This window comes from Bradyrhizobium sp. 142 (assembly GCF_023074015.1).
GTDB lineage: Bacteria > Pseudomonadota > Alphaproteobacteria > Rhizobiales > Xanthobacteraceae > Bradyrhizobium.
On record NZ_JADPKQ010000136.1, the window covers coordinates 1 to 24,132 of the forward strand.

The 24,132-nt window shown below is 64.6% G+C and carries 27 protein-coding genes and 1 pseudogene; 15 read left to right on the forward strand and 13 right to left on the reverse strand.

Features of this window, described 5'->3' with window-relative positions:
* A pseudogene (locus IVA82_RS13580) lies at window positions 1-334 on the reverse strand (integrase); the annotation flags it as partial.
* Window positions 335-424: 90 nt separating this feature from the next.
* Here IVA82_RS13580 and IVA82_RS13585 point away from each other — a divergent pair.
* Genes IVA82_RS13585 through IVA82_RS13595 form a run of 3 tightly spaced genes read left to right on the forward strand, consistent with a single transcriptional unit; the run spans window position 425 to window position 1,251 of the window.
* Window positions 425-751 carry a metalloregulator ArsR/SmtB family transcription factor gene (locus IVA82_RS13585; RefSeq protein WP_247380369.1) on the forward strand — a complete coding sequence of 109 codons (327 nt, stop codon included), beginning with the start codon at window positions 425-427 and terminating at the stop codon, window positions 749-751.
* On the forward strand, window positions 748-1,026 hold the full coding sequence (locus IVA82_RS13590; RefSeq protein WP_247380370.1) for an SRPBCC domain-containing protein: 279 nt from the start codon (window positions 748-750) through the stop codon (window positions 1,024-1,026). Before IVA82_RS13585 ends, IVA82_RS13590 begins: the two co-directional genes overlap by 4 nt.
* A 33-nt stretch (window positions 1,027-1,059) precedes the next feature.
* Entirely contained in the window at window positions 1,060-1,251 is a 192-nt protein-coding gene (locus IVA82_RS13595; protein WP_247380372.1) for a hypothetical protein, read from the forward strand.
* A 160-nt stretch (window positions 1,252-1,411) separates the two neighbouring features.
* On the opposite strand, the gene IVA82_RS13600 is transcribed toward IVA82_RS13595, so the two are convergent.
* From IVA82_RS13600 to IVA82_RS13635, 8 genes are all read right to left on the reverse strand, one after another.
* Window positions 1,412-3,016 (reverse strand): molybdopterin-binding/glycosyltransferase family 2 protein, encoded by a 1,605-nt coding sequence (locus IVA82_RS13600; RefSeq protein WP_247380374.1) that lies wholly within the window; start codon window positions 3,014-3,016, stop codon window positions 1,412-1,414.
* The gene (locus tag IVA82_RS13605) at window positions 3,013-3,714 is read right to left on the reverse strand and encodes an XdhC family protein (RefSeq protein ID WP_247380376.1); all 702 of its coding nucleotides are present in this window, start codon (window positions 3,712-3,714) and stop codon (window positions 3,013-3,015) included. The genes IVA82_RS13600 and IVA82_RS13605 overlap by 4 nt, the downstream gene beginning before the upstream one ends.
* Before the next feature lie 2 nt (window positions 3,715-3,716).
* The gene (locus IVA82_RS13610) at window positions 3,717-4,040 is read right to left on the reverse strand and encodes an XdhC family protein (protein ID WP_007602422.1); all 324 of its coding nucleotides are present in this window, start codon (window positions 4,038-4,040) and stop codon (window positions 3,717-3,719) included.
* A gap of 10 nt (window positions 4,041-4,050) precedes the next feature.
* Complete coding sequence (locus tag IVA82_RS13615; RefSeq protein ID WP_247380378.1) at window positions 4,051-5,253, reverse strand: VWA domain-containing protein; 1,203 nt, start codon at window positions 5,251-5,253, stop codon at window positions 4,051-4,053.
* Window positions 5,254-5,378: 125 nt separating this feature from the next.
* Window positions 5,379-6,302 (reverse strand): MoxR family ATPase, encoded by a 924-nt coding sequence (locus IVA82_RS13620; RefSeq protein ID WP_247380380.1) that lies wholly within the window; start codon window positions 6,300-6,302, stop codon window positions 5,379-5,381.
* A gap of 65 nt (window positions 6,303-6,367) precedes the next feature.
* Entirely contained in the window at window positions 6,368-7,174 is an 807-nt protein-coding gene (locus tag IVA82_RS13625) for a xanthine dehydrogenase family protein subunit M (protein WP_247493328.1), read from the reverse strand.
* A gap of 36 nt (window positions 7,175-7,210) precedes the next feature.
* Window positions 7,211-7,696 (reverse strand): (2Fe-2S)-binding protein, encoded by a 486-nt coding sequence (locus IVA82_RS13630; protein ID WP_148741122.1) that lies wholly within the window; start codon window positions 7,694-7,696, stop codon window positions 7,211-7,213.
* 150 nt (window positions 7,697-7,846) lie between these two features.
* Window positions 7,847-8,293: a carbon monoxide dehydrogenase subunit G gene (locus IVA82_RS13635; protein WP_247380384.1), complete on the reverse strand. Its 447-nt coding sequence runs from the start codon at window positions 8,291-8,293 to the stop codon at window positions 7,847-7,849.
* 169 nt (window positions 8,294-8,462) lie between these two features.
* Here IVA82_RS13635 and IVA82_RS13640 point away from each other — a divergent pair, with 169 nt between their 5' ends.
* From IVA82_RS13640 to IVA82_RS13650, 3 genes are all read left to right on the forward strand, one after another.
* Entirely contained in the window at window positions 8,463-9,818 is a 1,356-nt protein-coding gene (locus IVA82_RS13640; RefSeq protein WP_247380388.1) for a 3-carboxy-cis,cis-muconate cycloisomerase, read from the forward strand.
* Between the two features lie 36 nt (window positions 9,819-9,854).
* Window positions 9,855-10,637, forward strand: a complete 783-nt coding sequence (gene pcaD / locus IVA82_RS13645; RefSeq protein ID WP_247380390.1) for a 3-oxoadipate enol-lactonase — start codon at window positions 9,855-9,857, stop codon at window positions 10,635-10,637.
* A 101-nt stretch (window positions 10,638-10,738) separates the two neighbouring features.
* A complete protein-coding gene (locus IVA82_RS13650) occupies window positions 10,739-11,131 on the forward strand; it encodes a carboxymuconolactone decarboxylase family protein (RefSeq protein ID WP_247380393.1) in 393 nt (130 codons plus the stop codon).
* Here IVA82_RS13650 and IVA82_RS13655 read toward each other — a convergent pair.
* Together IVA82_RS13655 and IVA82_RS13660 are read right to left on the reverse strand one after the other, a co-directional pair.
* On the reverse strand, window positions 11,093-11,617 hold the full coding sequence (locus IVA82_RS13655; protein ID WP_247493329.1) for a hypothetical protein: 525 nt from the start codon (window positions 11,615-11,617) through the stop codon (window positions 11,093-11,095). The two genes, IVA82_RS13650 and IVA82_RS13655, sit on opposite strands and share 39 nt — an antisense overlap.
* Before the next feature lie 186 nt (window positions 11,618-11,803).
* Window positions 11,804-11,977: a hypothetical protein gene (locus IVA82_RS13660; RefSeq protein WP_247380397.1), complete on the reverse strand. Its 174-nt coding sequence runs from the start codon at window positions 11,975-11,977 to the stop codon at window positions 11,804-11,806.
* A gap of 275 nt (window positions 11,978-12,252) precedes the next feature.
* Between IVA82_RS13660 and IVA82_RS13665 the strand changes: the two genes are divergently transcribed.
* The 5 genes from IVA82_RS13665 (at window position 12,253) to IVA82_RS13685 (ending at window position 17,348) form a co-directional block, all read left to right on the forward strand.
* Window positions 12,253-13,170 carry a branched-chain amino acid ABC transporter permease LivH gene (locus tag IVA82_RS13665; RefSeq protein ID WP_247380399.1) on the forward strand — a complete coding sequence of 306 codons (918 nt, stop codon included), beginning with the start codon at window positions 12,253-12,255 and terminating at the stop codon, window positions 13,168-13,170.
* Between the two features lie 11 nt (window positions 13,171-13,181).
* Entirely contained in the window at window positions 13,182-14,507 is a 1,326-nt protein-coding gene (gene livM / locus IVA82_RS13670) for a high-affinity branched-chain amino acid ABC transporter permease LivM (RefSeq protein ID WP_247380401.1), read from the forward strand.
* A complete protein-coding gene (locus IVA82_RS13675) occupies window positions 14,504-15,337 on the forward strand; it encodes an ATP-binding cassette domain-containing protein (RefSeq protein WP_247380403.1) in 834 nt (277 codons plus the stop codon). Before livM ends, IVA82_RS13675 begins: the two co-directional genes overlap by 4 nt.
* On the forward strand, window positions 15,334-16,068 hold the full coding sequence (locus tag IVA82_RS13680; RefSeq protein WP_247380405.1) for an ABC transporter ATP-binding protein: 735 nt from the start codon (window positions 15,334-15,336) through the stop codon (window positions 16,066-16,068). The genes IVA82_RS13675 and IVA82_RS13680 overlap by 4 nt, the downstream gene beginning before the upstream one ends.
* Window positions 16,069-16,229: 161 nt before the next feature.
* A complete protein-coding gene (locus IVA82_RS13685) occupies window positions 16,230-17,348 on the forward strand; it encodes a branched-chain amino acid ABC transporter substrate-binding protein (protein ID WP_247380407.1) in 1,119 nt (372 codons plus the stop codon).
* A gap of 78 nt (window positions 17,349-17,426) precedes the next feature.
* Here IVA82_RS13685 and IVA82_RS13690 read toward each other — a convergent pair whose 3' ends face one another.
* Window positions 17,427-17,813, reverse strand: coding sequence for a response regulator (locus IVA82_RS13690; RefSeq protein ID WP_247380408.1), 387 nt, complete (start codon window positions 17,811-17,813; stop codon window positions 17,427-17,429).
* Between the two features lie 241 nt (window positions 17,814-18,054).
* On the opposite strand from IVA82_RS13690, the gene IVA82_RS13695 reads away from it, so the two are divergent.
* The 3 genes from IVA82_RS13695 (at window position 18,055) to IVA82_RS13705 (ending at window position 22,190) form a co-directional block, all read left to right on the forward strand.
* Complete coding sequence (locus IVA82_RS13695) at window positions 18,055-20,865, forward strand: PAS domain S-box protein (protein ID WP_247380410.1); 2,811 nt, start codon at window positions 18,055-18,057, stop codon at window positions 20,863-20,865.
* Window positions 20,866-20,926: 61 nt separating this feature from the next.
* Window positions 20,927-21,928 carry a P1 family peptidase gene (locus tag IVA82_RS13700; RefSeq protein WP_247380412.1) on the forward strand — a complete coding sequence of 334 codons (1,002 nt, stop codon included), beginning with the start codon at window positions 20,927-20,929 and terminating at the stop codon, window positions 21,926-21,928.
* Between the two features lie 49 nt (window positions 21,929-21,977).
* On the forward strand, window positions 21,978-22,190 hold the full coding sequence (locus IVA82_RS13705) for a KTSC domain-containing protein (RefSeq protein ID WP_247380414.1): 213 nt from the start codon (window positions 21,978-21,980) through the stop codon (window positions 22,188-22,190).
* A gap of 7 nt (window positions 22,191-22,197) precedes the next feature.
* Here the strand turns inward: IVA82_RS13705 and IVA82_RS13710 are convergent, their stop codons facing one another.
* Window positions 22,198-23,004, reverse strand: coding sequence for an EF-hand domain-containing protein (locus IVA82_RS13710; protein ID WP_247380415.1), 807 nt, complete (start codon window positions 23,002-23,004; stop codon window positions 22,198-22,200).
* Window positions 23,005-23,256: 252 nt separating this feature from the next.
* On the opposite strand from IVA82_RS13710, the gene rpe reads away from it, so the two are divergent.
* Window positions 23,257-23,958, forward strand: coding sequence for a ribulose-phosphate 3-epimerase (gene rpe / locus IVA82_RS13715; RefSeq protein ID WP_247380418.1), 702 nt, complete (start codon window positions 23,257-23,259; stop codon window positions 23,956-23,958).
* The last annotated feature ends 174 nt before the right edge of the window (window positions 23,959-24,132 follow it).

Below are 24,132 nucleotides of genomic sequence, written 5' to 3' on the forward strand. Positions count from 1 at the left end.
CAACCAAGCGGCGCTCCTCTCGCCCTCCTCTGGATCGCCGCCCGAAGCCCTCTTCAGGAAGCGGGCCAGTGCGGCTTTTCGTGAATCCCGCGTAGGCGGTCTGCTTGAACTCGATGCCGTCAAGCAGTTCCTGAATGTAGCCGGAAATCGTATCCGCAGCCATGATGAGCGCTGTATCAAGCGTATGGATGTATATTTGCTCGTTACCGAACTCTTGGCATGGCCCACGAGCGCCGCGATGGTTACTGGTGAAGCCAAGATCGTTCGCGATGCTGGCGAAGCGTGACGTAGGACGTGGGGGCACATCGGATAGCGGGGAATCCTCGAAGAGCCTGGCCGACGCTTCATTCTCTACCTCGCACAAACGGTTAGTCTTGGCTTACGGTAAGTATGAACTTACTGTCCGTCGACGGCGAGCATCGACATGATCAATGCAGAACGCGCCCTCGACGCACTTGGAGACCCGACTCGACGACGGGTGTTCATGCGGCTGCGCGAGGGCAACAGATCCGTAAGAGAGATCTCGGATGGCCTCAATGTGAGTCGGCCCGCGGTCTCGCAGCATCTCAGGGTGCTTAAGGATGCGGGCCTCGCGGTGGTGAGGATCGAAGGCACGCGGCGGCTCTACGCAATCGACACGCGCGGACTCGAAAGCCTGCGGGGATGGCTCGACGGGTTCTGGGACAAGACGCTCAAAGCCTTCAAACAGGCGGCCGAACGCGAAGCCGCCAAAGAAAGGAGATCCCGATGATGGAGAAGATGCCCGACCACTCATACGATCCCTACAGCGTCCGCAAGGTGATGACCGTGCAGGCGCCCCGCTCGGTGGCCTGGCGCGTTTTCACGGAGCAGATGGCCAGCTGGTGGCCGCTCGCACACTACAAGATAGGAAAGACGAGCGCGGTCGATGCGATCATGGAGCCGCGGGTTGGTGGCCTCTGGTACGAACGCGGCGACGACGGCAGCACCTGCAATTGGGGCAGCGTGCTCGCTTGGGAGCCGCCGTCGCGCCTCGTCCTGTCGTGAGACATCACCGCGGACTGGCAGTACGACCCGAATTTGAAGACCGAGATCGAGGTCCTCTTCATCGCGGAAGGCGAAGAAGCCACCCGCGTCGAACTTGAGCACCGCAAACTCGATCGGTATGGGACGAGAGCTGCCGAGATGCGGCGCATCTTCGATACTGAGGGCGATTGGGGCCGTCTGCTCGCCATGTTCGCAGCGCGCGCAGTGCAGGAGGGAGGCCAATGACCGGGAAGGAAAGACCGCCCACACTGTTTCAGTTTCCACGCATGTTCGACATAGTCAGGGAATACGGCATCCTCATAGGCTCGAAAGTCCTCAATACCCTCGGCAGGTATTCGGACGATGAGCACGAAGGTTACGAGGTTCGATTGACCGGCGCCCACCGCTATCCTCGCCGCGCCGCTTCCAGAGCCTGCGGCGTGTCGATGTCGAGGAAGGCGCTCTCGCCGTCGACGGGCACTTCGGCGACGGCTTCCGCATGCTTGGCGATCAGGTGACGCGCGCCGACATCGCCCTCGATCGTCATCAGCTCCGGGAAGAAGCGGCGCGACCACAGCACGGGATTGCCGCGGCGGCCTTCGCTGACGGGCACGACGATGAGATTGCCGCGGTCGGGCGCAAACCCGCCGATCAGACGATCGATCAGGCCGGCATCCATCAGCGGCATGTCGCCAAGACAAACCACGGCGCCATCGCAGCTGTCCGGGACGGCCGCGATGCCGGACTTGACCGAGCTCGCGATGCCGCCGGTGAAATCCGGATTGCGGACGAATTTCACCTTCAGCCCCGCAAGCGCCTGTTCGACCAGATCGGCCTGATGACCGGTCACCACGATCACTTCGGAGGCTTTCGAGGCGAGCGCCTGCTCGGTCGCGATCCGCACCAGCTTCTTGCCGTCGAACTCGACCAACAACTTGTTGGGGCCGCCCATCCGGGTCGAACGCCCGGCCGCGAGCACGATGGCCGCGACCTGACTGTTGCCCTCGATCTCCGGCTTGGCGCGCGGCTGCGGGCGGGTGACGATCTCCATCAGCAGGCCGCCGACGCCCATGCCCATCAGCTCGGAACGCGTCACCTCGATGCCGGCCAGGAGGCGCATCAGCACCCAGTCGAAACCGTTCTCGACCGGCGAGCGCGCGCAGCCTGGGGCGCCCAGCACCGGCACGCCGCCGGCCCGCGCAATCAGAAGCAGATTGCCGGGATCGACCGGCATGCCGAAATGCTCGATCTCGCCGCCGATCCCGGTGACCGCGGCCGGGATCACGTCGCGGCGGTCGGCGATCGCCGACGCCCCGAACACGATCACGAGCTCGGCGCCAAGCGCAAGCAGCTCCTTGATCGCAGCCGATAACGCCCGCTCCTCATGTGCGACGCGCCGCTCCGCGATGATGCCGGCACCGGCCGGCGCGAGCCGCTCGGCGGTGACGCGCAGCGTCTTGTCGATCACCTTGGAGGACAGCCCCGGCAGCAGCGTCGAAACCACGCCGACGCGCTTGATCACGTATGGCGCGATCTTCAAGACGTCCCTGCCCGCGGCCTTCACCGCCGCATCGCGCAAGCCTTCTTCAATGCCGAACGGGATGATCTTGACGGTGCCGACCATCTCGCCCTCGACCACCGGCTTATAGGCAGAGAGCGTCGCAAAAGTAATGGCCTCGTCGATGCTGTTGATGCGGTCGACCGCGGCGCGGTCGATCACCAGCACGCCGGGGCGCGCGGCGAACAGATTGGCGCGGCCGGTGAAGGCGCGCTCGACATGAATGCCCTCTCCGCCGACGGCAAGCGCGATGCTGGAGGCGGCGACGTCCTCGGAGACGTCGCCCGCCTCCATCCGCACCACGACGATGTCCTTGATGCCGGCACGCTCCAGCGCCTCGACCTCGGCGGGCCCGATCGTCGTGCCCTTCTTCAGAACCAGCGGTCCCTGGCGCAGGGTGTGGACGGTCACCCCGCCGATCGCATCCCTGGGGCTCGCCGGGCCGAATTTCATGCCGCTTCTTCTTTTTGTTTGGGAGGCAGGCGAAGCACCGCCGTGATCTCGGCCATGATCGCCACCGCGATCTCGGACGGCGAGACGGCGCCGATCGCTAGCCCAATCGGCGCGTGAATGCGCGCGATGTCGCTTTCCGTCGCGCCCTGGGCCCGCAGCCGATCGCCGCGCTTGGCGTGCGTCTTGCGCGAGCCGAGCGCACCGATATAGAAGCAGCGGCGCTCGAAGGCGTGCAGCAGCGCGGGATCGTCAATCTTCGGATCGTGCGTCACCGCGACGAACGCCGTGTAGGGATCGACGTTGAGCGGCGGCAGCGCCGTGTCGGGCCATTCGGCGACCAGCGGAATGTCGGGGAAGCGCTCGGGACTCGCAAAGGCCGTGCGCGGATCGACCACGGTGACGTCGTAGCCGAGCGAGCGCGCCAGCGGCGCCAAGGCCTGGCTGATATGGACGGCGCCGACGATGACGAGCTTCGCCGTCGGCGCGTAGACGTTGAGGAAGAGCTTCTTGCCGCCGGCCTCGACATTGGCGCTCTTGCCCATGCGCAGCTGTTTTTCAAGCTCGGCGCCCAGCGGGTCCCTGGCAAAATCCCTGGCCTTCACCAGCCGCTGCTCACCGCTCTCGGTGTCAGTGACCAGGATGACCGGCCGCCGCGCGGCGCGCTCGGCATTGAGTTCGTGCAGGATCTCGAGCTTCACGGCTAACCGACCTTCTCGACGAAGACGCGGATGGTGCCGCCGCAGGACAGCCCGACATTCCAGGCGGTCTCATCGGCTACGCCGAACTCCAGCATCCTCGGCTTGCCGCTCTGGATCACGTCCATGGCCTCGGTGACCACGGCGCCCTCGACGCAGCCCCCGGAGACGGAGCCGAGGAATGTACCTTCGTCATTAATGACGAGGCTCGAGCCCGCCGGGCGCGGCGCCGAGCCCCAGGTCTCCACGACCGTCGCCAGCGCGACGCCACGGCCGGCCTTCTGCCAGTCCTCCGCCGCCTTCAGGATATCCTCGTCGCGATCGAGCATGGCCTACCTCTCAAGCTGCGGAGCGGATCAGGCTGCGGTGATGCGGCGGCAGCGGCCGGGAGAGCGTGCTGATCAGCTCCTGGATCGAACTCAAATTATGTACCGGGCGGAATTCGTCAACGTGCGGGAGCATCATTTTGATGCCCTGCGCCTTGGCCTCGAAGCCGCCGAACCGCAACAACGGGTTGAGCCAGATCAGCCGCCGGCAGGAGCGGTGCAGCCGGTCCATCTCGAAAGCCAGCTTGGAATCGGCCTCCCGTTCCAGGCCGTCGGAGATCAGCAGCACGATGGCGCCCTGGCTCAGCACACGCCGGGCCCACAATTTGTTGAAGTTGTGCAGCGAGGCCGAGATCCGCGTGCCGCCGGCCCAGTCCTCCACCGCCGCCGAGCAGCTGGCCAGCGCCTCGTCAGGATCGCGCTGGCGCAGCGCGCGGGTGACGTTGGTCAGCCGGGTGCCGAACAGGAACACCGAGACGCGCTTGCGGGCATCGCCGATGGCATGGAGGAAGTGCAGGAACAGCCGCGTATACTCGCTCATCGAGCCCGAGATATCGAGCAGCGCCACGATCGGCGCCGGCTTCTCGATGCGGCCGAGGCGATGGATGTCGATGATGTCGCCGCCGGTGTGGAGCGAGGCGCGCAGCGTGCGGCGCAGGTCGAGGCGCAGGCCCCGCGGATCGGGCCGGTGCCGGCGCGTCAGCAACTCGGCCTGCGGCAGCCGCATCCTGTCGGTGGCCCGCAGCGCCTCGGTGATCTCCGCCGCGCTCATCTGTGCAAAATCCTTCTTCTGAAGGATTTCCTTATCGGAGACCGACAGGCGCAAATCCTGCTCCTGATGCTGCTGCGTCTCCGTCATCCGCGGCTGCGACAGCGCCTCCTGCACCCGACGCGAGGCGGCCGGCGGCTTCTTCTTGGCGCTATCCGGCAGCGGCACCGAATCCAGCATGTGCTTCCACTCTTCCGACGCACGGAAGAACAGGGTGAAGGCCTGCTTGAAGATCAGCGCATGCTCGTGGCGCTTGACGAAGATCGCCTCGAGCGTGGCGAAGACGTCGGCCCGGGTGCCAATGTCGATCACCTGGAGCGCATTCACGGCATCGATGACCGCGCCCGGCCCGACCGGCATGCCGGCCGCGCGTAGCGCGCGGGCGAAGCCGACGATATTGTCGGCGAATTGCTCGGTCTGCTCAGGTGCAAGATGGTTGATGGCCATTGTTCAGCTGCCTCTGCCGTCATTCCGGGGCACGCTAAGCGTGAACCCTGAATTCATTGCCCCACGTCTCCGCAGCCCGATGGATTCCGGACTCGCAGTACGCGCGCCCCGGAATGACAATGAGATCAATTCTCGCTCGTCGCTTCCTTCAGCACCTTCTGCAAGGCATCGCCCTGCATCCGCGTGATGTCGTCCTGGTACTTGAGCAGCGCGCCCAGCGTGTCGCCGACCACCTGCGGCGTCAGCGAGCGAGCGTCGAGCTCCGACAAAGCGGTGGCCCAATCGATGGTCTCGGCGACGCCAGGCGACTTGTAAAAGTCCTGGTTGCGCAGCGCCTGCACGAAGCGCACCACCTGCTGCGACAGCTTGGCGGAGATGCCGGGCACGCGCGTCTTGACGATCGCGAGCTCGCGCTCGGCGGCAGGATAGTCGACCCAGTGGTAGAGACAGCGCCGCTTCAGCGCGTCGTGGATCTCGCGGGTGCGGTTGGAGGTGATGATGACGATCGGCGGATGCGGCGCCTTGACGGTGCCGAATTCGGGGATCGTCACCTGGAAGTCGCTGAGGATTTCGAGGAGGTAAGCCTCGAAAGCTTCGTCGGCACGGTCGAGCTCGTCGATCAGGAGCACCGGCGGGCCCGCAACATCAGGCTCCAGCGCCTGCAACAACGGCCGCTTGATCAGGAAGCGGTCGGCGAAAATATCCGACGACAACTGGTCGCGATCGGTGTCGCCGGCAGCCTCGGCCATCCGGATCGCGATCATCTGCGAGGCGCTGTTCCACTCATAGACTGCCGAGGAGACGTCGAGGCCCTCATAGCACTGCAGGCGGATCAGCTTCCGCCCCAGCGCCGCCGACAGCACCTTTGCGATCTCGGTCTTGCCGACGCCGGCCTCGCCTTCGAGGAACAGCGGCCGGCCCATGCGCAGCGACAAATACGTCACCGTCGCGAGCGACCGCTCGGCGAGGTAGCCGCGCGACGTCAAAAGCTCGAGCATCGCATCGACCGATGCCGGCAAAGCACCGGAAGATTTGACCGCTGAAGTCATGAAAGGCCAGTCTCGCTTATGCCCTTACCGGGGCCAGGTATCGGGCCGGATTGATTCCGGCCCGCTCATTCTTTGGCGTTGGCGGCCTCGACGGCGCGCCGGGTCAGCACGCCGATGAGATGCGCGCGATATTCCGCGCTGCCGTGGATGTCGCTGTTCAGCCCTTCCGCCGGCACCTCGATGCCGTCCAGCGCCTTCGCGGCGAAGCGCTTCTTCAGGGCCTCCTCGAACGCGGTGACGCGGAACACGCCTTCAGAACCGGCACCGGTGACGGCGACCCGCACGTCCGACGGACGCCGCGCCACGAACACACCGACAAGCGCATAGCGCGAGGCCTGGTTGCGGAATTTGATATAGGCCGCCTTCTTCGGCAGCGGGAACATCACCTTGGTGATGATCTCGTCAGCCTCCAGCGCGGTCGAGAACAAGCCCTGGAAATACTCTTCGGCCTTGAGGCGGCGCTTGTTGGTGACGATGGTCGCGCCGAGCGCGAGCACGGCAGCCGGATAATCCGCGGTCGGGTCGTTGTTGGCGAGCGAGCCGCCGATCGTGCCCTTGTGCCGCACGGCGGGATCGCCGATTCCGCTGGCAAGATTTGCAAGTGCCGGGATCGCCTCGCCGACGATAGCGGAGCTTGCGACCTCGGCGTGCCTGGCGGTGGCGCCGATCACGAGCGAGCGGCCCTTCATCTCGATCGCGTCGAGGCCCTCGATGTGGGACAGATCCACCAGATGCGGCGGGCTTGCCAGCCGCTGCTTCATGACCGGAATCAGCGTATGGCCGCCGGCGATCAACTTGGCGTCTTCGTTCTTCACCAGGAGATTGGCGGCCTGCCGCACGGTCCCGGGGCGATGATACTTGAATTCGTACATGAGGGTGTCCTGATCGCGGGATGCGCGCGTGTCGGGTTAGGCGAGATCGGATTTCGCCATCGCCTTCGCGCCGGCGGCGATCGAGGCGACGATGTTCTGATAGCCGGTGCAGCGGCAGAGATTGCCTTCCAGCTCCTCGCGGATGGTGTGGTCGTCGAGCTCGTGGCCCTTGCGATGGACGATGTCGATCGCCGTCATGATCATGCCTGGCGTGCAGAAGCCGCACTGGAGGCCGTGATGCTCGCGGAAAGCTTCCTGCATCGGATGCAGCGGCGCACCGTCGGCGGCCAGCCCCTCGATGGTCTTGACCTCGTGGCCATCGGCCATCACGGCAAGCGTGGTGCAAGATTTCACGGCCTTGCCGTCGACATGCACGACGCAGGCGCCGCACTGCGAGGTGTCACAGCCGACATGGGTCCCGGTCAGCCGCTGATTCTCGCGCAAGAATTGCACCAGCAGCGTCCGCGGGTCGACATTGGCGGTTACAGGATTGCCGTTCACGATGAGGGAGATTTTTGCCATAAGCACTCTCTATCAGCGCCCCAACGGGTCCCGTCGAAGCGGTTCTTATAGTTATTCCAACCTATCATATGGGCCAATATGCCCGGGGGCAACATTGCCCGGGGCGCAAGGCGCCATGACAAAAGGCGATATGTGAAAGGTGATGGGCCTCTAGCCCTGCACCGCCTTGGCGAAGTTCGCGAAAAATTCGTCGGCCAGTTTCTTGGCGGTGCCATTGATCAGGCGCTGGCCAAGCTGCGCCAACTTGCCGCCGATCTGCGCCTCGACGTCATAGGCGAGCAGCGTGCCGCCATCCTTCTCGGACAGCTTGACGACCGCGCCGCCTTTGGCGAAGCCGGCCACCCCGCCCTCGCCTTCGCCGGAGATCTTGTAGCCGTTCGGCGGATCGAGATCGCTGAGCATGACCTTGCCCTTGAAGCGCGCCGACACCGGACCGACCTTCATTTTGGCCACCGCGCGGAAACCGCCGTCGTCGGTCCGCTCCAGCTCCTCGCAGCCGGGTATGCAGACCTTTAGCACTTCGGGATCGTTCAGTTTGGCCCACACGGCCTCGCGCGGCGCCGCAAGCTGGACTTCGCCGTTCATTGTCATGGCCATGGGGCGCCTCCCGGATCGCGTAACTATAGTGCTGCTGAAGTAACGCACGGACGCCGCAAAGGAAAGGGCGATGCTGGCCAAGTGCAATGCATATTCGCAAGTGCAAAATGCTTGCGTGCGCGCTTTGGGATTGGCAGAGGCGGGCCATGGTGGTTAGGTCGCGCGCAACATGAGCACATCCCTGTCCCCCCTGCTCGCGCCAATGCTGTCGAGCGCGGTCATGCGCGCGGTCTGCGACGACCGCACTACACTCCAGAACATGCTCGATTTTGAGGCAGCCTTGGCGCGCGCCGAAGCCGCCACCGGTGTGATTCCGGCAAGCGCGCTGGGCCCGATCGAAGCCGCCTGCAAGGCAGACGCTATTGACATGACCGCGCTGGCGGAGGCCGCGACGCGCTCGGGCAATCTGGCGATTCCCCTGGTCAAGACGCTGACCGCCAATGTCGCCAAGGCGGATGCGGACGCTGCGCGCTATGTTCATTGGGGCGCCACCAGCCAGGACGTCATCGATACCGCCACCATGCTCAGCTTGCGCGCCGGCATCGATGCATTGGACGCCGACCTCAGCCGCGCCATCAAGGGGTTTGCCGCGCTTGCGCGGACGCATCGCAACACGGCGATGGTGGCGCGGACCTGGCTGCAGCATGCGCTGCCGATGCCGTTCGGACTGAAGGCCGCCGAATATGCCGCAAGCCTCGCCCGCTCCCGCTGCCGTCTGCGGCGGCTGCGCCGCGAAGGCCTCGCGCTGCAATTCGGCGGCGCCGCCGGTACGCTCGCTGCGCTCGGCGACCAGGGGCTCGCGGTTTCCGAGCGGCTCGCGCTGGAACTGAATCTGCCGCTGCCTGAAGCGCCCTGGCACACTCATCGCGACCGGATCGCAGAGGCGGCGTCAAGCTTCGCGATTCTCGCCGGAAGCTGCGGCAAGATCGCCCGCGACGTCTCGCTGATGATGCAGACCGATGTCGCGGAAGCCTTCGAGCCGGCCGGCGAAGGCCGCGGCGGCTCCTCGACCATGCCGCACAAGCGCAACCCGGTCGCCGCCGCGAGTGCGCTCGGTGCCGCGACCATGGCCCCGCAGCTCGCTGCGATAATTTTTGCTGCGCAGGTGCAGGATCACGAGCGCAGCGCCGGTCCATGGCATGCGGAGTGGCCGACGCTGCCGCAATTGATGCTGGTTACCTCGGGCGCGCTCGCTGCGATCGTCGACATTGCCGAGGGCCTCGAGGTCGATGCCGCGCGCATGCGCAGCAACCTTGAAGCGACGCACGGCCTGATCATGGCCGAAGCGGTGTCGATGGCCCTGGCCGAGAAAGTCGGCAAGAGCGATGCGCATCACCTCGTTGAAGCCGCAAGCAAGCGCGCGGTCGCCGAGAAGAAGCATCTGCGCGAGGTGCTCACGGCCGATTCGCAGGTCACCGCGCATCTTACGCCCCAGAAAATTGCGGCATTGTTCGAGCCGATGGCCTATCAAGGGGCTTCCCAAGCCCTGATCGACCGGCTGCTCGACAGCCTCGAGCGCGAATAGAGCGGCCCAAAGCGCAAATAAAACGGAGACGCCAGCATGCCCATGATCGATGCCGACGGTTGCCTGATCAACGTCTCCGTCGAGGGCCGCGACGGCGGGCCGACCCTGATGCTCTCCAACTCGCTCGGCTGCACGCTTCAGATGTGGGAGCCGCAGATGAAGGCGTTGACGCAGGTGTTCCGCGTCATCCGCTACGATCGCCGCGGCCATGGCAAGTCGAACGTGCCGCCCGGCCCCTATTCGATGGAGCGCTTCGGCCGCGATGTGCTCGCGATTCTCGACGATCTCAACATCGAGAAGGTGCATTGGTGCGGCCTGTCGATGGGCGGCATGGTCGGGCAATGGCTGGGGGCGAATGCGCCGGAGCGGTTCGGCAAAATCATCCTCGCCAACACCTCCTGCTACTATCCGGACCCGACCAACTGGCGCAATCGCATCAAGGCGGTGAAGGAAGGCGGCATCGCCGCAGTCGCCGACGCCGTGATCGCCGGCTGGCTGACGGCCGATTTCCGCGAGCGCGAGCCTGAGATCACCGCGAAGATGAAATCGATGCTGCTCGCCTCACCGGTCGAAGGCTATCTCGCCTGCTGCGAGGCGCTGTCGACGCTCGACCAGCGCGAGCTGCTGCCGAAGATCAAGAGCCCGACGCTGGTGATCGCCGGCCGCCACGACATGGCGACGCCGATCTCGGCGGGCGAATTGATCCGCTCAAAGATTCCCGGCGCGAGCATGACCATCATCGACGCCGCCCACATTTCCAATATCGAGCAGCCGCACGCCTTTACTGATGCGGTGGTCGGCTTTTTGACGCAACGCTAGCCGCAACCGTCATTGCGAGCGTAGCGAAGCAATCCAGACTGTCTCCGCGGAAGGATTCTGGATTGCTTTGCTTCGCTCGCAATGACGCAGAGGAGGATAGAATGGACGACCAGAAGCGCCGCGATGCCGGCATGAATGTGCGGCGAAAAGTGCTGGGCAATGCCTGGGTCGACAAGTCGATCGCGGGTCGCAATGCGTTCAACACCGACTTCCAGGACATGATCACGCGCTACGCCTGGGGCGAGATCTGGACCCGGCCGCATTTCGACGAGCGCACGCGGCGGGTGCTGGTGATCGGCACCATGGTCGCGCTTGGGCAGTGGGACGAATTCCGCCTGCATGTGCGCGCGGCGCTCGCCGAGGGCGGTTTCACTCCCGACGACATCAAGGAGATCTTGTTGCAACAGGCGATCTATTGCGGGGTGCCGGCGGCGAACCACGCCGTCAAGGAAGCCTCAGCGATTGTGCACGAGCTCGGACTGCTCGAGGGCTAGCGGCGCTGTGGCCTCGGCGGTCTTCGGTGTCGCCTCCGGACGTTCGATCACGATCACGATCGCAGCACCGAGCAGCAGAAGGAGTTCGGTGGCATGCAGTCGCAGCGCGGCCATCTCGCCGACCTTTGACGCCATCACCATGCTGGCGAACGAGATCAGGCTGCCGATCGCAAGCGCGATGCCGAGCGCCTCGTCGCTGCCGCCGCTCTTGCGGACACGGGGAATGCAAAGAAGGGCGAGGTAGATCGCGAAGAACGCCACAACCGTCAGCCGTCCCAGCGCGAGCAGCCAGGCGGCACGCACCGTGCTCATCCCCGCCATCTGGAGATGATCGCTCAGGAACAGCGCCACGGCCACAGTCGGCCGCTCGTAGAGGCCGTGCACCGGCGCCACCATGATGTTGAAGGCGACGAGGGTCCAGGCCGGGATGAAATAAGCCGCCACCAGCGCGCCGTTCACCGAGCCGATCCGCCAATTCCTGAACATTGCCGCTTCCCGCATCGTTTGCCCGAAGCCTTCGATGGAAGGCACCGGCTTTGCGGGGAGCTAACTCGCATCGGACTGTGGCGGCAATTTAAACCCTTTGTTTACCTTAATCGCCCCGGCAGCCGGCGCGGCCAAGGAAAAAGGCCCGCCTCCCGGCGGAGCCCTCCCTACTCCTCGGCTCCCAAACTAGTCATCCTGACTGCGCTGGCCGTCCTGTTGCTGGCCGGGCTTTTCGCCCTGGCGCTGCGGGGCCTGCTGCTGCTGTCCGGGTTTCTGGCCACCGCCCTGCTGCTGCCCGGGGCGCTGCTGGCCGGGGTTCTGAGTCTGCTGACCCGGATTCTGGTTCTGCTGCTTCGTCATCGGGGGAAACTCCTTCGTTGGACGTCAGGGTGCAACAACGACCGGCACCCGATTTGGTTGCCCGTGGAACCCGGTTCCTCGCTGGTGCGGAACCGAGAAAACGACGTCCGCGGCGAAATGAGCTCTGCAAAACCCCAATGGCCGGGGATGGCCAGTTGCGGGCGCCAGTTCCCTCCTGTTACAAAACGGGAAGAATGCTCAAGGGCTGCCGGGGCCCAAGAACTCTTTACTCAAGAGCTACCTTTGAGCGGTGTCAGGTTTGGGTACGGCAGCCTATGGATTATTTCACCCAGCAGCTCATCAACGGCCTCGTGCTCGGCTCGATCTACGGCCTGATCGCGATCGGCTACACGATGGTCTACGGCATCGTCGGCATGATCAACTTCGCCCATGGCGACGTCTTCATGATCGGCGGCTTCATCGCGCTGATCACGTTCCTTTTGCTGGTCTCCACCGGCCTCACCGCGGTCCCCGTGATCCTCTTGATCGTGATCCTGGTCTCGATGGCGATCACCGCGCTCTATGGCTGGACCATCGAGCGCGTCGCCTACCGGCCGCTGCGCCACTCCTTCCGCCTCGCCCCGATGCTGTCGGCGATCGGCATGTCCTTCGTGCTCACGAACTACTCGCAGGTGGCGCAAGGGGCGCGCGTCAAGCCGATCCCGCCCCTCATCACCGGCGGCTATACGCTGCACGAGAGCGCCGATGGCTTCGTGATCCAGCTCTCGAACATCCAGATCGTGGTGGTCATCACCACCATCGTGCTGCTGGCGATCTTCACCTGGCTGGTCTCGCGCACCCGGCTCGGTCGCGACATGCGCGCCTGCGAGCAGGACCAGACCATGGCGGCGCTGCTCGGCGTCGACGTCGACCGCACCATCTCCATGACCTTCGTGATCGGCGCCGCACTCGCCGCCGTCGCGGGCCTAATGTATCTACTCTATTACGGCTTGGTCGATTTCTTCATGGGCTTCGTCGCCGGCATCAAGGCATTCACGGCCGCCGTGCTCGGCGGCATCGGGTCGCTGCCGGGCGCCATGCTCGGCGGTCTCGCAATCGGCCTGATCGAGACGTTCTGGTCGGCCTATTTCTCGGTCGAGTACAAGGACGTCGCGGCGTTCTCGATCCTGATCGTCGTGCTGATCTTCATGCCGACCGGCCTGCTCGGCCGTCCCGAAGTCGAAAAAGTCTGACGGACCGCCGCGTGACAGCCATCCCGCACGAGACCACGCACGCAAGCCGCACCGCCGGAATCACCTACATCCTGAAAAAGTCCCTCATCAGCGCGCTGGTCGCGCTGGTGCTGTTCTCGCTGATGGTCGGCGTCCGCACCGAGGCCGGCTCCGACGGCCAACTCACCTATTGGACCCGTTTCGGCGAGGTCGCCGCCCTCGTCGCCGTCGTGTTCGGCGGCTCGATCGTGATCGAGCTCTTGCGGCAATGGATCGGCCCCAACGGCACCGACAGTCTGGTGCCGCCTGCTGTACGCAGCGGCATGTCTTTTCTCGGCCGTTACCTTGCGCCGGCGCTTTTGATCTTCACCTTCCTGGTGCCGGTGATCTTTTATGACCAGCGCTACATCCTCGACCTAGGGATCCTCGTCCTCACCTATGTGATGCTGGGCTGGGGCTTGAACGTGGTGGTGGGACTCGCCGGCCTGCTCGATCTCGGTTACGTCGCCTTCTACGCGGTGGGCGCCTACTCCTACGCGCTGCTTGCCACCAATTTCGGCTGGTCGTTCTGGATCTGCCTGCCGCTCGCGGGCATCCTTGCGGCGTTCTGGGGCGTGCTGCTCGGCTTTCCCGTGCTGCGCCTGCGCGGAGACTATCTCGCCATCGTCACGCTCGCCTTTGGCGAGATCATCCGCCTTGTCATCATCAACTGGCAGTCGCTGACCGGCGGCCCCAACGGCGTCTCCAGCATTCCCCGCCCCTCCTTCTTCGGCATCCCGCTCGACAACAGCGACAACGGCCTCGCCGCCAGGCTCGGCATCGAGTATTCGCCGACCCATCGCATCGTCTTCCTGTTCTATCTGATCCTGACGCTCGCACTCCTCACCAATTGGGTGACGATCCGCCTGCGCCGCCTGCCGATCGGTCGCGCCTGGGAAGCTTTGCGCGAGGACGAGGTCGCCTGCCGCGCGCTCGGCATCAACACCACGACCACGAAACTCACGGCGTTCGCGACCGGCGCCATGTTCGGCGGCTTTGCCGGCGCGTTCTTCGCCACGCGGCAGGGGTTCATTAGCCCGGAATCCTTCACCTTCCAGGAATCGGCGCTGGTGCTCGCCATCGTTGTGCTCGGCGGCATGGGCTCGCAGCTCGGCGTCGCGCTTGCGGCGCTGGCCATGATCGGCGGCTTCGAGCTGTTCCGCGGCCTCGAGAACTACCGCATGCTGGTGTTCGGCATGGCGATGGTGCTGATCATGATCTGGCGGCCGCGCGGCCTGATCGGCCATCGCGCGCCGACCGTGTACCTGACCAAGGCACACGCGATCTCCTCCGACCTCGTCAAGGAGGGGCACGGATGAGCAGCGACCAGATCCTCAACGTCGACCGGCTCAGCATGCGCTTCGGCGGCATCGTCGCCGTGCAGGAGCTGTCGTTTGCGGCCGAGCCGAAGAAGATCACCGCGCTGATCGGACCGAACGGCGCCGGCAAGACCACCGTCTTCAACTGCATCACCGGCTTCTACAAGCCGAGCGGCGGCACCATTCGCCTGACCCACGACGACGGCAGGGTCATCGCGCTGGAGCGGCTGAACGATTTTCGGATCGCCAAGCGGGCCAAGGTGGCGCGCACCTTCCAGAACATCCGCCTGTTTCCCGGTATGACCGCGCTGGAAAACCTGATGGTGGCGCAGCACAATGCGCTGATGCGCGCCTCCGGCTTCACCTTGCTCGGCCTGATCGGCGCGCCGGTCTACCGCATCGCCGAAAAGCGCGCGATCGATCTCGCCACCGAATGGTTGAAGCGGGTCAATTTGCTCGACCGCGCCGACGATGCCGCCGGCAATCTCGCCTATGGCGACCAGCGCCGGCTCGAGATCGCGCGCGCGATGTGCACCGAGCCCGCGCTGCTCTGCCTCGACGAGCCCGCCGCCGGCCTCAATGCGCGCGAGAGCGCCGCCTTGAGCGAGCTGCTGCTGTCGATCCGCAACGAGCAGGGGACCTCGATCCTGCTGATCGAGCACGACATGTCCGTGGTGATGGAAATCTCCGACCACATCGTGGTGATGGACCATGGTGTCAAAATCGCGCAAGGCTCACCGCGCGAGGTCCGTGACGATCCCAAGGTGATTGCCGCCTATCTCGGCGCCGACGAAGAAGAGGCGATCGCCGTGATGGAGAGCGGGTCGTGACCGCTCCCCTGCTCGCGATCCGTGGCCTGCGCGCCGCTTACGGCAAGATCGAGGCGCTGAAGGGCGTCGACGTCGAGATCAAGGCTGGCGAGATCGTTGCTCTGATCGGAGCCAACGGCGCCGGCAAGTCGACGCTGATGATGACGATCTTCGGCAAGCCGCGCGCCCGTGCCGGCCAGATCCTGTACGAAGGCCGCGACATCACCGACGTGCCCACCCACGAAATCGCGCATTTGCGCATCGCGCAATCGCCAGAGGGACGACGCATCTTCCCGCGCATGAGCGTGGCGGAAAACCTCCAGATGGGGGCGGACGCCACCGAATGCACCGATTCGGAACGCGACACGACGCGGGAGCGCGTCTTCACGCTGTTTCCGCGCCTGAAGGAACGCTATGCCCAGCGCGGTGGAACCCTGTCCGGCGGCGAGCAGCAGATGCTGGCGATCGGCCGCGCCTTGATGAGCCGCCCCCGCCTGCTCCTGCTGGATGAGCCCTCGCTCGGGCTCGCACCGCTGATCGCCCGCCAGATTTTCGACGCGATCCGTACCCTCAACCGGCAGGACGGCTTGACCGTCCTGATCGTCGAGCAGAACGCCAACCATGCCCTCAAGCTCGCCCATCGCGGCTACGTCATGGTCAATGGCCTGATCACGCTTGCCGGCACCGGCTCCGAGTTGTTGCAGCGCCCCGAGATTCGCGCCGCCTACCTGGAAGGCGGGAGGCACGGCTGAGGCAGCCCAAAGGCGGATCATCTGCGGCCGAACGTGGCGAGATATCTCCGCCGAGCCCTGCATTTTGCCGGTGACTTCTTGCTAAATTCATTCAACAATGGCGCCGGTTTGGACCGGGCGTGCCCGGCAACTTCCACAGGCGATCACCCGCGAGGTATCTCATGAAATCATTGAAGCTCATCGGTCTGGCATTCGGCGCGTCCATCGCTCTGTCGAGCGCGGCGTTCGCGCAGGATGTCACCATCGCAGTCGCAGGCCCGATGACCGGCGGCGAGTCCGCCTTCGGCCGCCAGATGAAGAACGGCGCCGAAATGGCCGTGGCCGACATCAACGCCGCCGGCGGCGTCAACGGCAAGAAGCTCGCGCTCAACATCGAGGACGATGCCTGCGATCCGAAGCAGGCGCGCTCGATCGCCGAGAAGATCGCGGGTGCAAAGATTCCGTTCGTCGCCGGGCACTATTGCTCGTCCTCGTCGATTCCCGCGTCGGAGGCCTATGCCGACGGCAACGTGCTCCAGATCACCCCCGCCTCCACCAATCCGAAATTCACTGACAGCGGATTGTGGAACGTGGCGCGCGTCTGCGGCCGCGATGACCAACAGGGCCTGGTCGCGGCGCAGTACATTGCCAAGAACTTCAAGGGCAAGAACATCGCGATCCTCAACGACAAGACCACCTACGGCAAGGGTCTTGCGGATGAGACCAAGAAGTCGCTGAACAAGGCCGGCATCACGGAAAAGATGTACGAGTCCTACAACAAGGGCGACAAGGACTTCAACGCGATCGTCTCGCGCCTGAAGCGCGACAACATCGATCTGGTCTATGTCGGCGGCTACCATCAGGAGAGCGGCCTCATCCTGCGCCAGATGCGCGACCAGGGTCTCAAGACGATCCTGATGGCCGGCGACGCGCTCGCTGACAAGGAGTATGCCTCCATCACCGGTCCGGCCGGCGAAGGCACGCTGTTCACCTTCGGCCCCGATCCGCGCAACAAGCCGACCGCCAAGAAGATCGTCGAGGCCTTCAAGGCCAAGAACATCGACCCCGAGGGCTACACGCTCTACACCTATGCGGCGATGCAGGTCTGGTCGCAGGCGGCCAAGAAAGTCGGCACCACGGATGCCAAGAAGGTCATGGCGGCCATCAAGGCCGGCAAGTGGGACACCGTGATCGGCCCGATCGAGTACGACGCCAAAGGCGATATCAAGCAGCTCGACTATGTCGTCTACAAATGGGACGCCAAGGGCGGCTACGCCGCGATCAGCGGCCAAGGCACCTGAAGCCTCGCCGGGATCGAGCCACGATACAATCACCACCACGCCCCGGCTTGCCCGGGGCGTTTCGTCTTTGCAGGACAATCAGACGGCCGCCGGGAGCTCGTCGCCCGCCGCGGCCTGCGCCTTATGGAGCGCTCGCAAAAGATCGTTCGGCCGAAATGGCTTTTGCAGACAGACCACGTTGGCGAGGTGGGGCGACTGTTCCATGAAATCGAGCGCCGTCATCCCGGACACCGCAACGACGGGGAGTCCCGGCACACGCTCGCGCAGGACCGCAATAACCTCGACCCCATTGGTGTCGCCGAGGAAAATGTCCACAATGACCGCGTCGAAGGATGCCTCGGTAAAGGCCTTCAGCCCCGCCGCGCCGCTCTCGGCCTCGGTGACCTCGTAACGGTTGACCCGGAGCACGATCGCGACCATGGCGCGGACGTCCTTCTGGTCATCGATGATGAGAACGCGACGCATGGGGGATCAACTCCCGGATATTCCAGTCAAAATCGCATGATTCAAACCTGGAACCCGCTGCAGCGGCAAGGCATTATGACACCGCCCAGTAAAGCGCATCTTATTCGAACCCTATACTGCGTTCCCACCCAAATTAAGTAAGTTGTAACCTTCGGTTGAGTCTGGCCCGTTTCCGTTCACGATGCGTGCCTAGAACCGCTACCTTGGACGCAAAAAACATCGACGGAATGAGATGGTGGAGATGCTCAAGACCCATCTGCAAGACGTGGACGTGCCAGCGGCAACCGATCGAAGCGCATTTCTGTCGACGTTGCCGGCCACCCAGACAGACCGCACTGCAGCAGCGGCGATCGTCGGCGTTTCCGCAGTCGTTTTTGCGTTGGCCGTGCCCTTCGCCGGGATCCCGCTCCTGCCAATGCACGCCTTCGTGGCGAGCTATCAATCCGCCCTCGCTGTCGCCGACATCGTCACCGCGGTCCTGCTGCTGTCGCAGTTCGTGGTGTTGCGGACGCGAGCGTTGCTGCTGCTCGCGACCGGCTATCTATTCACCGCCGTCACTGCGCTGGTCCATGCCCTCACCTTCCCCGGGCTTTTCACACCGGCCGGACTTTTCGGCGCCGGCCCGCAGACCACCGTCTGGCTCTACATGATCTGGCACGGCGGCTTTCCGCTGTGCGTGCTGGCCTATGCCTGGCTGAAGGAGGCCGACGGCGGCGTCAGGATCGCGGGCTCGGCAAGCAAAGCGATCTACGCCAGCGTGCTCGGCGTCGTTGCCACCATCATCGTCTGCGCATGGCTCGTCACCGCAGGGCATGATCTGCTTCCGGTCCTGCTCCGCGACGGCCGCTACACGCAGGTCATGATCGCCGTGGTGTCCTTTGTGTGGTCCTTGAGCTTCGCTGCGCTCGTCTCGCTGTGGTTCCGGCGCCCGTATTCCGTGATCGACGTCTGGCTCATGGTCGTGATGTGCGCCTGGCTGTTCGACATCGCGCTGTCGGCGATCGTCAACGTCGCCCGGTTCGACCTCGGCTTCTACGCCGGCCGCCTCTACGGCCTCTGCGCGGCGACCTTCGTGCTCGCGGTGCTGCTGATCGAAAACGTCCGCCTCCAGGCACAGACGGTGGGACTTGTCGACAGGCTGCGCCAGCAATCGGCTTCGGAGCGCGACTATTACGGCAAGCGCCTCGCCCTGTACGGCGCTGTCGTCGAGTCCGCCAATGACGCCATCATCACGAAGACGCTCGACGGTATCATCACGGGCTGGAACAAGGCCGCCGAACATCTGTTCGGCTATTCCGCCGAGGAGGCCATCGGCAAGTCGATCGACATCATCGTGCCGCAGGATCGGAGGGCCGAAGTCCGGGGCATCCTCAACCGGGTCGGCAGCAACGAATCGATCGCACAGCACGAGACGGTCCGGATCCGAAAGGACGGTCGTCCGCTCGACGTCGTCCTCAATATTTCTCCGCTTCGAACCGACGGCGGCGAGATCATCGGCGTCTCCAAAATCGCGCATGACATCACGGAAGAGAAACAGTCCAGGGAAAAGCTGCGCCGCGAGATCGAGGAGCGTCAGCGCATCTTCGAGACCTCGCAGGACCTGATCCTGGTCACCGACGGTTATGGCAATTTCATCCAGGTGAGCCCGAGCGTGAAGGACATCCTCGGCCTCAACCCGGAGGACATGATCGGACACAGCGCGACCGAATTCATCCATCCCGACGACCTCGAGAAGACGCGGGGCGAGATGCGCGCGGCACGCCGCGGCCAGATCAAGCGCAGCTTCGAGGCACGTTACTACCATTACGACGGTCACGAGGTCACTCTGAACTGGATGGGCACCTGGTCGGAGCCCGTGAAGCGCCATTTCTTCATCGGCCGCGATCTGACCGACAAGCAGGCCGCCGAGGCCCAGCTCCGGCAGGTCCAGAAGATGGATGCTATCGGCCAGCTGACAGGCGGCGTTGCCCACGATTTCAACAACGTGCTGACCGTGATCACCGGCACGATCGGTATCCTTGGCGACGCCGTCGCCGACCGGCCCGAACTCGCCGCCATCACCAAGCTGATCGATGACGCCGCCGAACGCGGCGCGCAACTGACCAAGCACCTGCTCGCCTTCGCCCGCAAGCAACCGCTCCAGCCGCGCGAAATCGATATCAACGCGCTGGCGCTCGAGGCCGCCAAGCTGCTGCATCCCACCCTTGGCGAGCAGATCACCATCAACCCGCAGCTCACCGAGGACGCCTGGCCGGCGCTGGTCGATCCGAACCAGCTCACCTCCGCCATCCTCAATCTCGCGCTGAATGCGCGCGACGCCATGCCTGAAGGCGGCACGCTGGTGCTCGAGACGCGCAACATTTTTCTCGACGACGGCTATGCTAGCATGAATGCCGAAGTTGCCCCCGGCAATTACGTCATGATCGCGGTGAGCGACACCGGCGCCGGAATCCCTGCCGAGCTGATCGACCGGGTGTTCGATCCCTTCTTCACCACCAAGGAGGTCGGCAAAGGTACCGGCCTCGGGCTCAGCATGGTGTTCGGCTTCGTCAAGCAGTCCGGAGGCCACGTCAAGATCTATAGCGAGGAGGGCCACGGCACCAGCGTGAAGATCTACCTGCCGCGCTCGAGCGGCGTGCAGGAGACCGAGTTCGAGGCGAGCAAGAACGTACCCATCACCGGCGGCAACGAGAAGATCCTGATCGTCGAGGACGATGCGCTGGTCCGGCAGTATGTCGTGACCCAGATCAAAAGTCTCGGCTATACCGCACTCGAAGCTGCCAATGCGGCCGAGGCCCTCACCATCATCGATGCCGACAACGGGATCGACCTGCTCTTCACCGACATCATCATGCCCGGCGCCATGAACGGCCGGCAGCTCGCCGACGAGGCGGCACGGCGGCGCCCCGAGCTGAAGACGCTGTTCACCTCAGGCTACACGGAGAACGCCATCGTCCATCATGGCCGGCTCGACTCCGGCGTGCTGCTGCTGGCAAAGCCCTACCGCAAATCCGAGCTCGCCAAGATGCTGAGGACAGCGCTGGCGAGTTGAGCGCGGCGCATGCGTGCGCTATCGCTTCAAGCCAACCGCCTGGAGCGCAGGAGTGCCGCCCTTGAAAGACCTTCTCACTGATATTGCCGGTGTCCGAGTCGGCCACGCCGAGGATGCGAAACTCGCCTCCGGCACGACCGCAATCATCTTCGATTCGCCAGCGGTCGCGGCGATCGACGTTCGCGGCGGCGGCCCCGGCACGCGCGAAGTCTCGCTGCTCGACGTCGCCAATACGGTCGAGCGCGTCGACGCGATCACGCTGTCGGGCGGCTCTGCCTTCGGCCTCGATTCCGCAGGCGGGGTCCAGGCTTGGCTTGCCGAGCAGGGCCGCGGCTTCAGGATCCGGGAGGCCGTGATCCCGGTCGTGCCGGGCGCTATCGTGTTCGACCTGCTTAATGGCGGCGACAAGGCCTGGGGCCGCTTCTCGCCCTATCGCGATCTCGGCTACGCCGCGGCTGCGGCAGCCGCTGCCGGCAACGACTTCGCGCTCGGCAGCGTCGGGGCAGGCCTCGGCGCCACCACAGCCACCCTCAAGGGCGGCCTTGGTTCAGCCTCGGCGACGATGCGGAGCGGCGTCAAGGTCGCCGCCATCATGGTCGTCAACGCAGTCGGCAGCGTCACCGTCGGCACCGGCCCCTGGTTCTGGGCCGCGCCGTTCGAGCAGAACGGCGAGTTCGGCGCCCGCGGGCTGCCTGAAAAGTTCACGCCAGACATGCTGGCGATGCGCATCAAGGGCGGAGCCGCCGCAAGCGCCGGCGAGAACACCACGATCGGCCTCGTCGTCACCGACGCCATCCTGACCAAGGCGCAGGCCAAGCGGCTCGCGATGATCGCCCAGACCGGGTTTGCCCGAGCGATCTATCCGGTGCACGCCCCGCTCGACGGCGACGTGCTGTTTGCCGCAGCCACCTGCGAGAAGCCGATCGAGCCGCTGGTCGAGCTCACCGAACTCGGCCTGGTCGCCGCCAACGTTGTTGCGCGCGCGATCGCCCGCGGCGTCTACAATGCAACGGCACTGCCATTCCCGGGCGCGCTGCCGGCGTGGAAAGACCGGTTCGGCTAGCAACGAAACGCCTGATACAGCGCTGTTGCGACGGGCCAAGGTGCACCTCATGCCGTCGTCCGTGATCCGCTTTTTCCGCTACGCCCCCGATACCCGCGAGCTGAAGGTAAGCTTCGTCAGCGGGCGCATCTACGTTTATGAGGATGTTCCGCCGGAGGTTGCCGACGCCTTCAGGGCTGCGCGCTCGAAGGGGACGTTCTTCAACCATGAAATCCGCGATCACTACACCTATCGCGAGATCACGCGCGCATATTCGGACTAGGCCCGCGTCACACACTCATCGACGTGGATGAAGCCGCGGATCCCGACGATGCCTGCGCCTCGCGCTGCATCATCTGCTCGAACCAGTTATAGGCGGAGTTGCCGGCGCCCGATGCCTTCGAAGCGCTGGAGGCGCCCGGGACCGTCGTCGACATCTTGAACCCGTCGGCATAGGTGACGGTGGTCGTGCTCGAGCCGTCGGCGGCGGTCGTCGTGGTCGAGGTCGATCCGCCGCTTCCCTGCGAGGAGGACTCCGAGCCGCTGCCGGACGCATTGCCCGAGTTTGCGTGGCGGTGGCCGCCCTTCAGCGCCTTCGACATCTCCCCGAGGCTGACGCCGTTGTCCGAATTCGCATCAAGCTTGGAGAACACGTCGTCGGCGTGCGCCAGGTTGGTGCCACCGGCGCCGAGGGCGTCCTCGAATTCGGACTTGGTGATCTTGCCGTCGCCGTCCGCATCGATCTGCGAGAACAGGTCCTTCAGTGCGTCCTCGCGGCTCATCGACTTCGAGGACGTCGAGAAAGTCGAACTCGACGTCGCCGAGTTGGTGGCGCTGCTCGCGCTGTCAGGCGAGAGACCTTGCGCGGCAAGCAACGCGCTCATCGTCTCCGGCGCTATCTGTGGACCTTTGCCTGAGCCGACCGGCGAGGTCACAGTGCTGGACGTGCTGTCGATCGCAAACGGGTTGGTCGCCCCTTGCGAAGAGCCGGTCTTCTGCGTCGACCCAGCCTTCTGTGTCGACGATGACGATTTCGAGTTCGTCAGCGCCTGTAACGCGTCGAGCGCACTGCCTACGGCACCAAGCGCGAACAACATTGCACAACTCCAACCGATGCGGCATGCCGCAGCCAATGTTCCGGAGTGAAGTCAGCAAGCGTCGTGCCAGCGCGAAAAGCTCAATGAAATCCGCCTCCCTCACGCCTCACGCAGCTCGGGAACATCGGCAATTCATGCCGCAGACGGCAGAAATTTCCGCCCGAAGGAAGCTCGCTTCCCCTGCATTGCCGGGCGCAAAGGCCCATGTTAGGCGAGGCCTGCTCTCTCACGGCCGCCACGGGAAACTGCGCCATGACCCAAGCCTTCGCCCCCCGACCCCTGGTAATTGCGCCCTCGATCCTGGCCTCGGATTTCTCCAGGCTCGGCGAAGAGGTGCGGGCGGTGGATGCTGCCGGCGCCGACTGGCTCCATCTCGACGTGATGGACGGCCACTTCGTCCCGAACATTTCCTATGGCCCCGATGTCATCAAGGCGATGCGCCCGCACACGAAGAAGATCTTCGACGCGCATTTGATGATCTCGCCCTGCGATCCGTATCTCGAGGCGTTTGCAAAGGCCGGCTGCGACCACATCACCGTGCATGCGGAGGCGGGTCCTCACCTGCACCGCTCGCTCCAGGCGATCCGCGCGCTGGGCAAGAAGGCCGGTGTGTCGCTCAATCCGGGAACGCCGATCAGCACGCTCGAATACGTCCTCGACCTGATCGACCTCGTGCTGGTGATGTCGGTCAATCCCGGCTTCGGCGGCCAGGCCTTCATCCCCTCCGCGATCGGCAAGATCCGCGACATCCGCGCGATGACAGCAGGACGCCCGATCGACATCGAAGTCGATGGCGGCGTCGGTCCCGACGTCGTCGGCGCGCTGGCGGCGGCCGGCGCCAATGCCTTCGTCGCCGGCACCTCCGTGTTCAGGGGCGGCACGCAGGAGGCCTACAAGACCAACATCGCCGCGATTCGCAACGTGGCCGCGGGCGCGCGGGGCGAAGCGATCTGAGCCATCGTCAGACGCGGCAGAGGCGTCCGCGAGCCTGCGGTTCTTACCGGTGTTGCGGCAGGCGATGCCTAAAATTGCAATCAAAATCCGTACTCATCCGGGCTTCCCTGATTCGTGCAAATCACCACAAGTGATTCTCGCCTGCTTTTGACGGGAGCACATCATGACGACGAC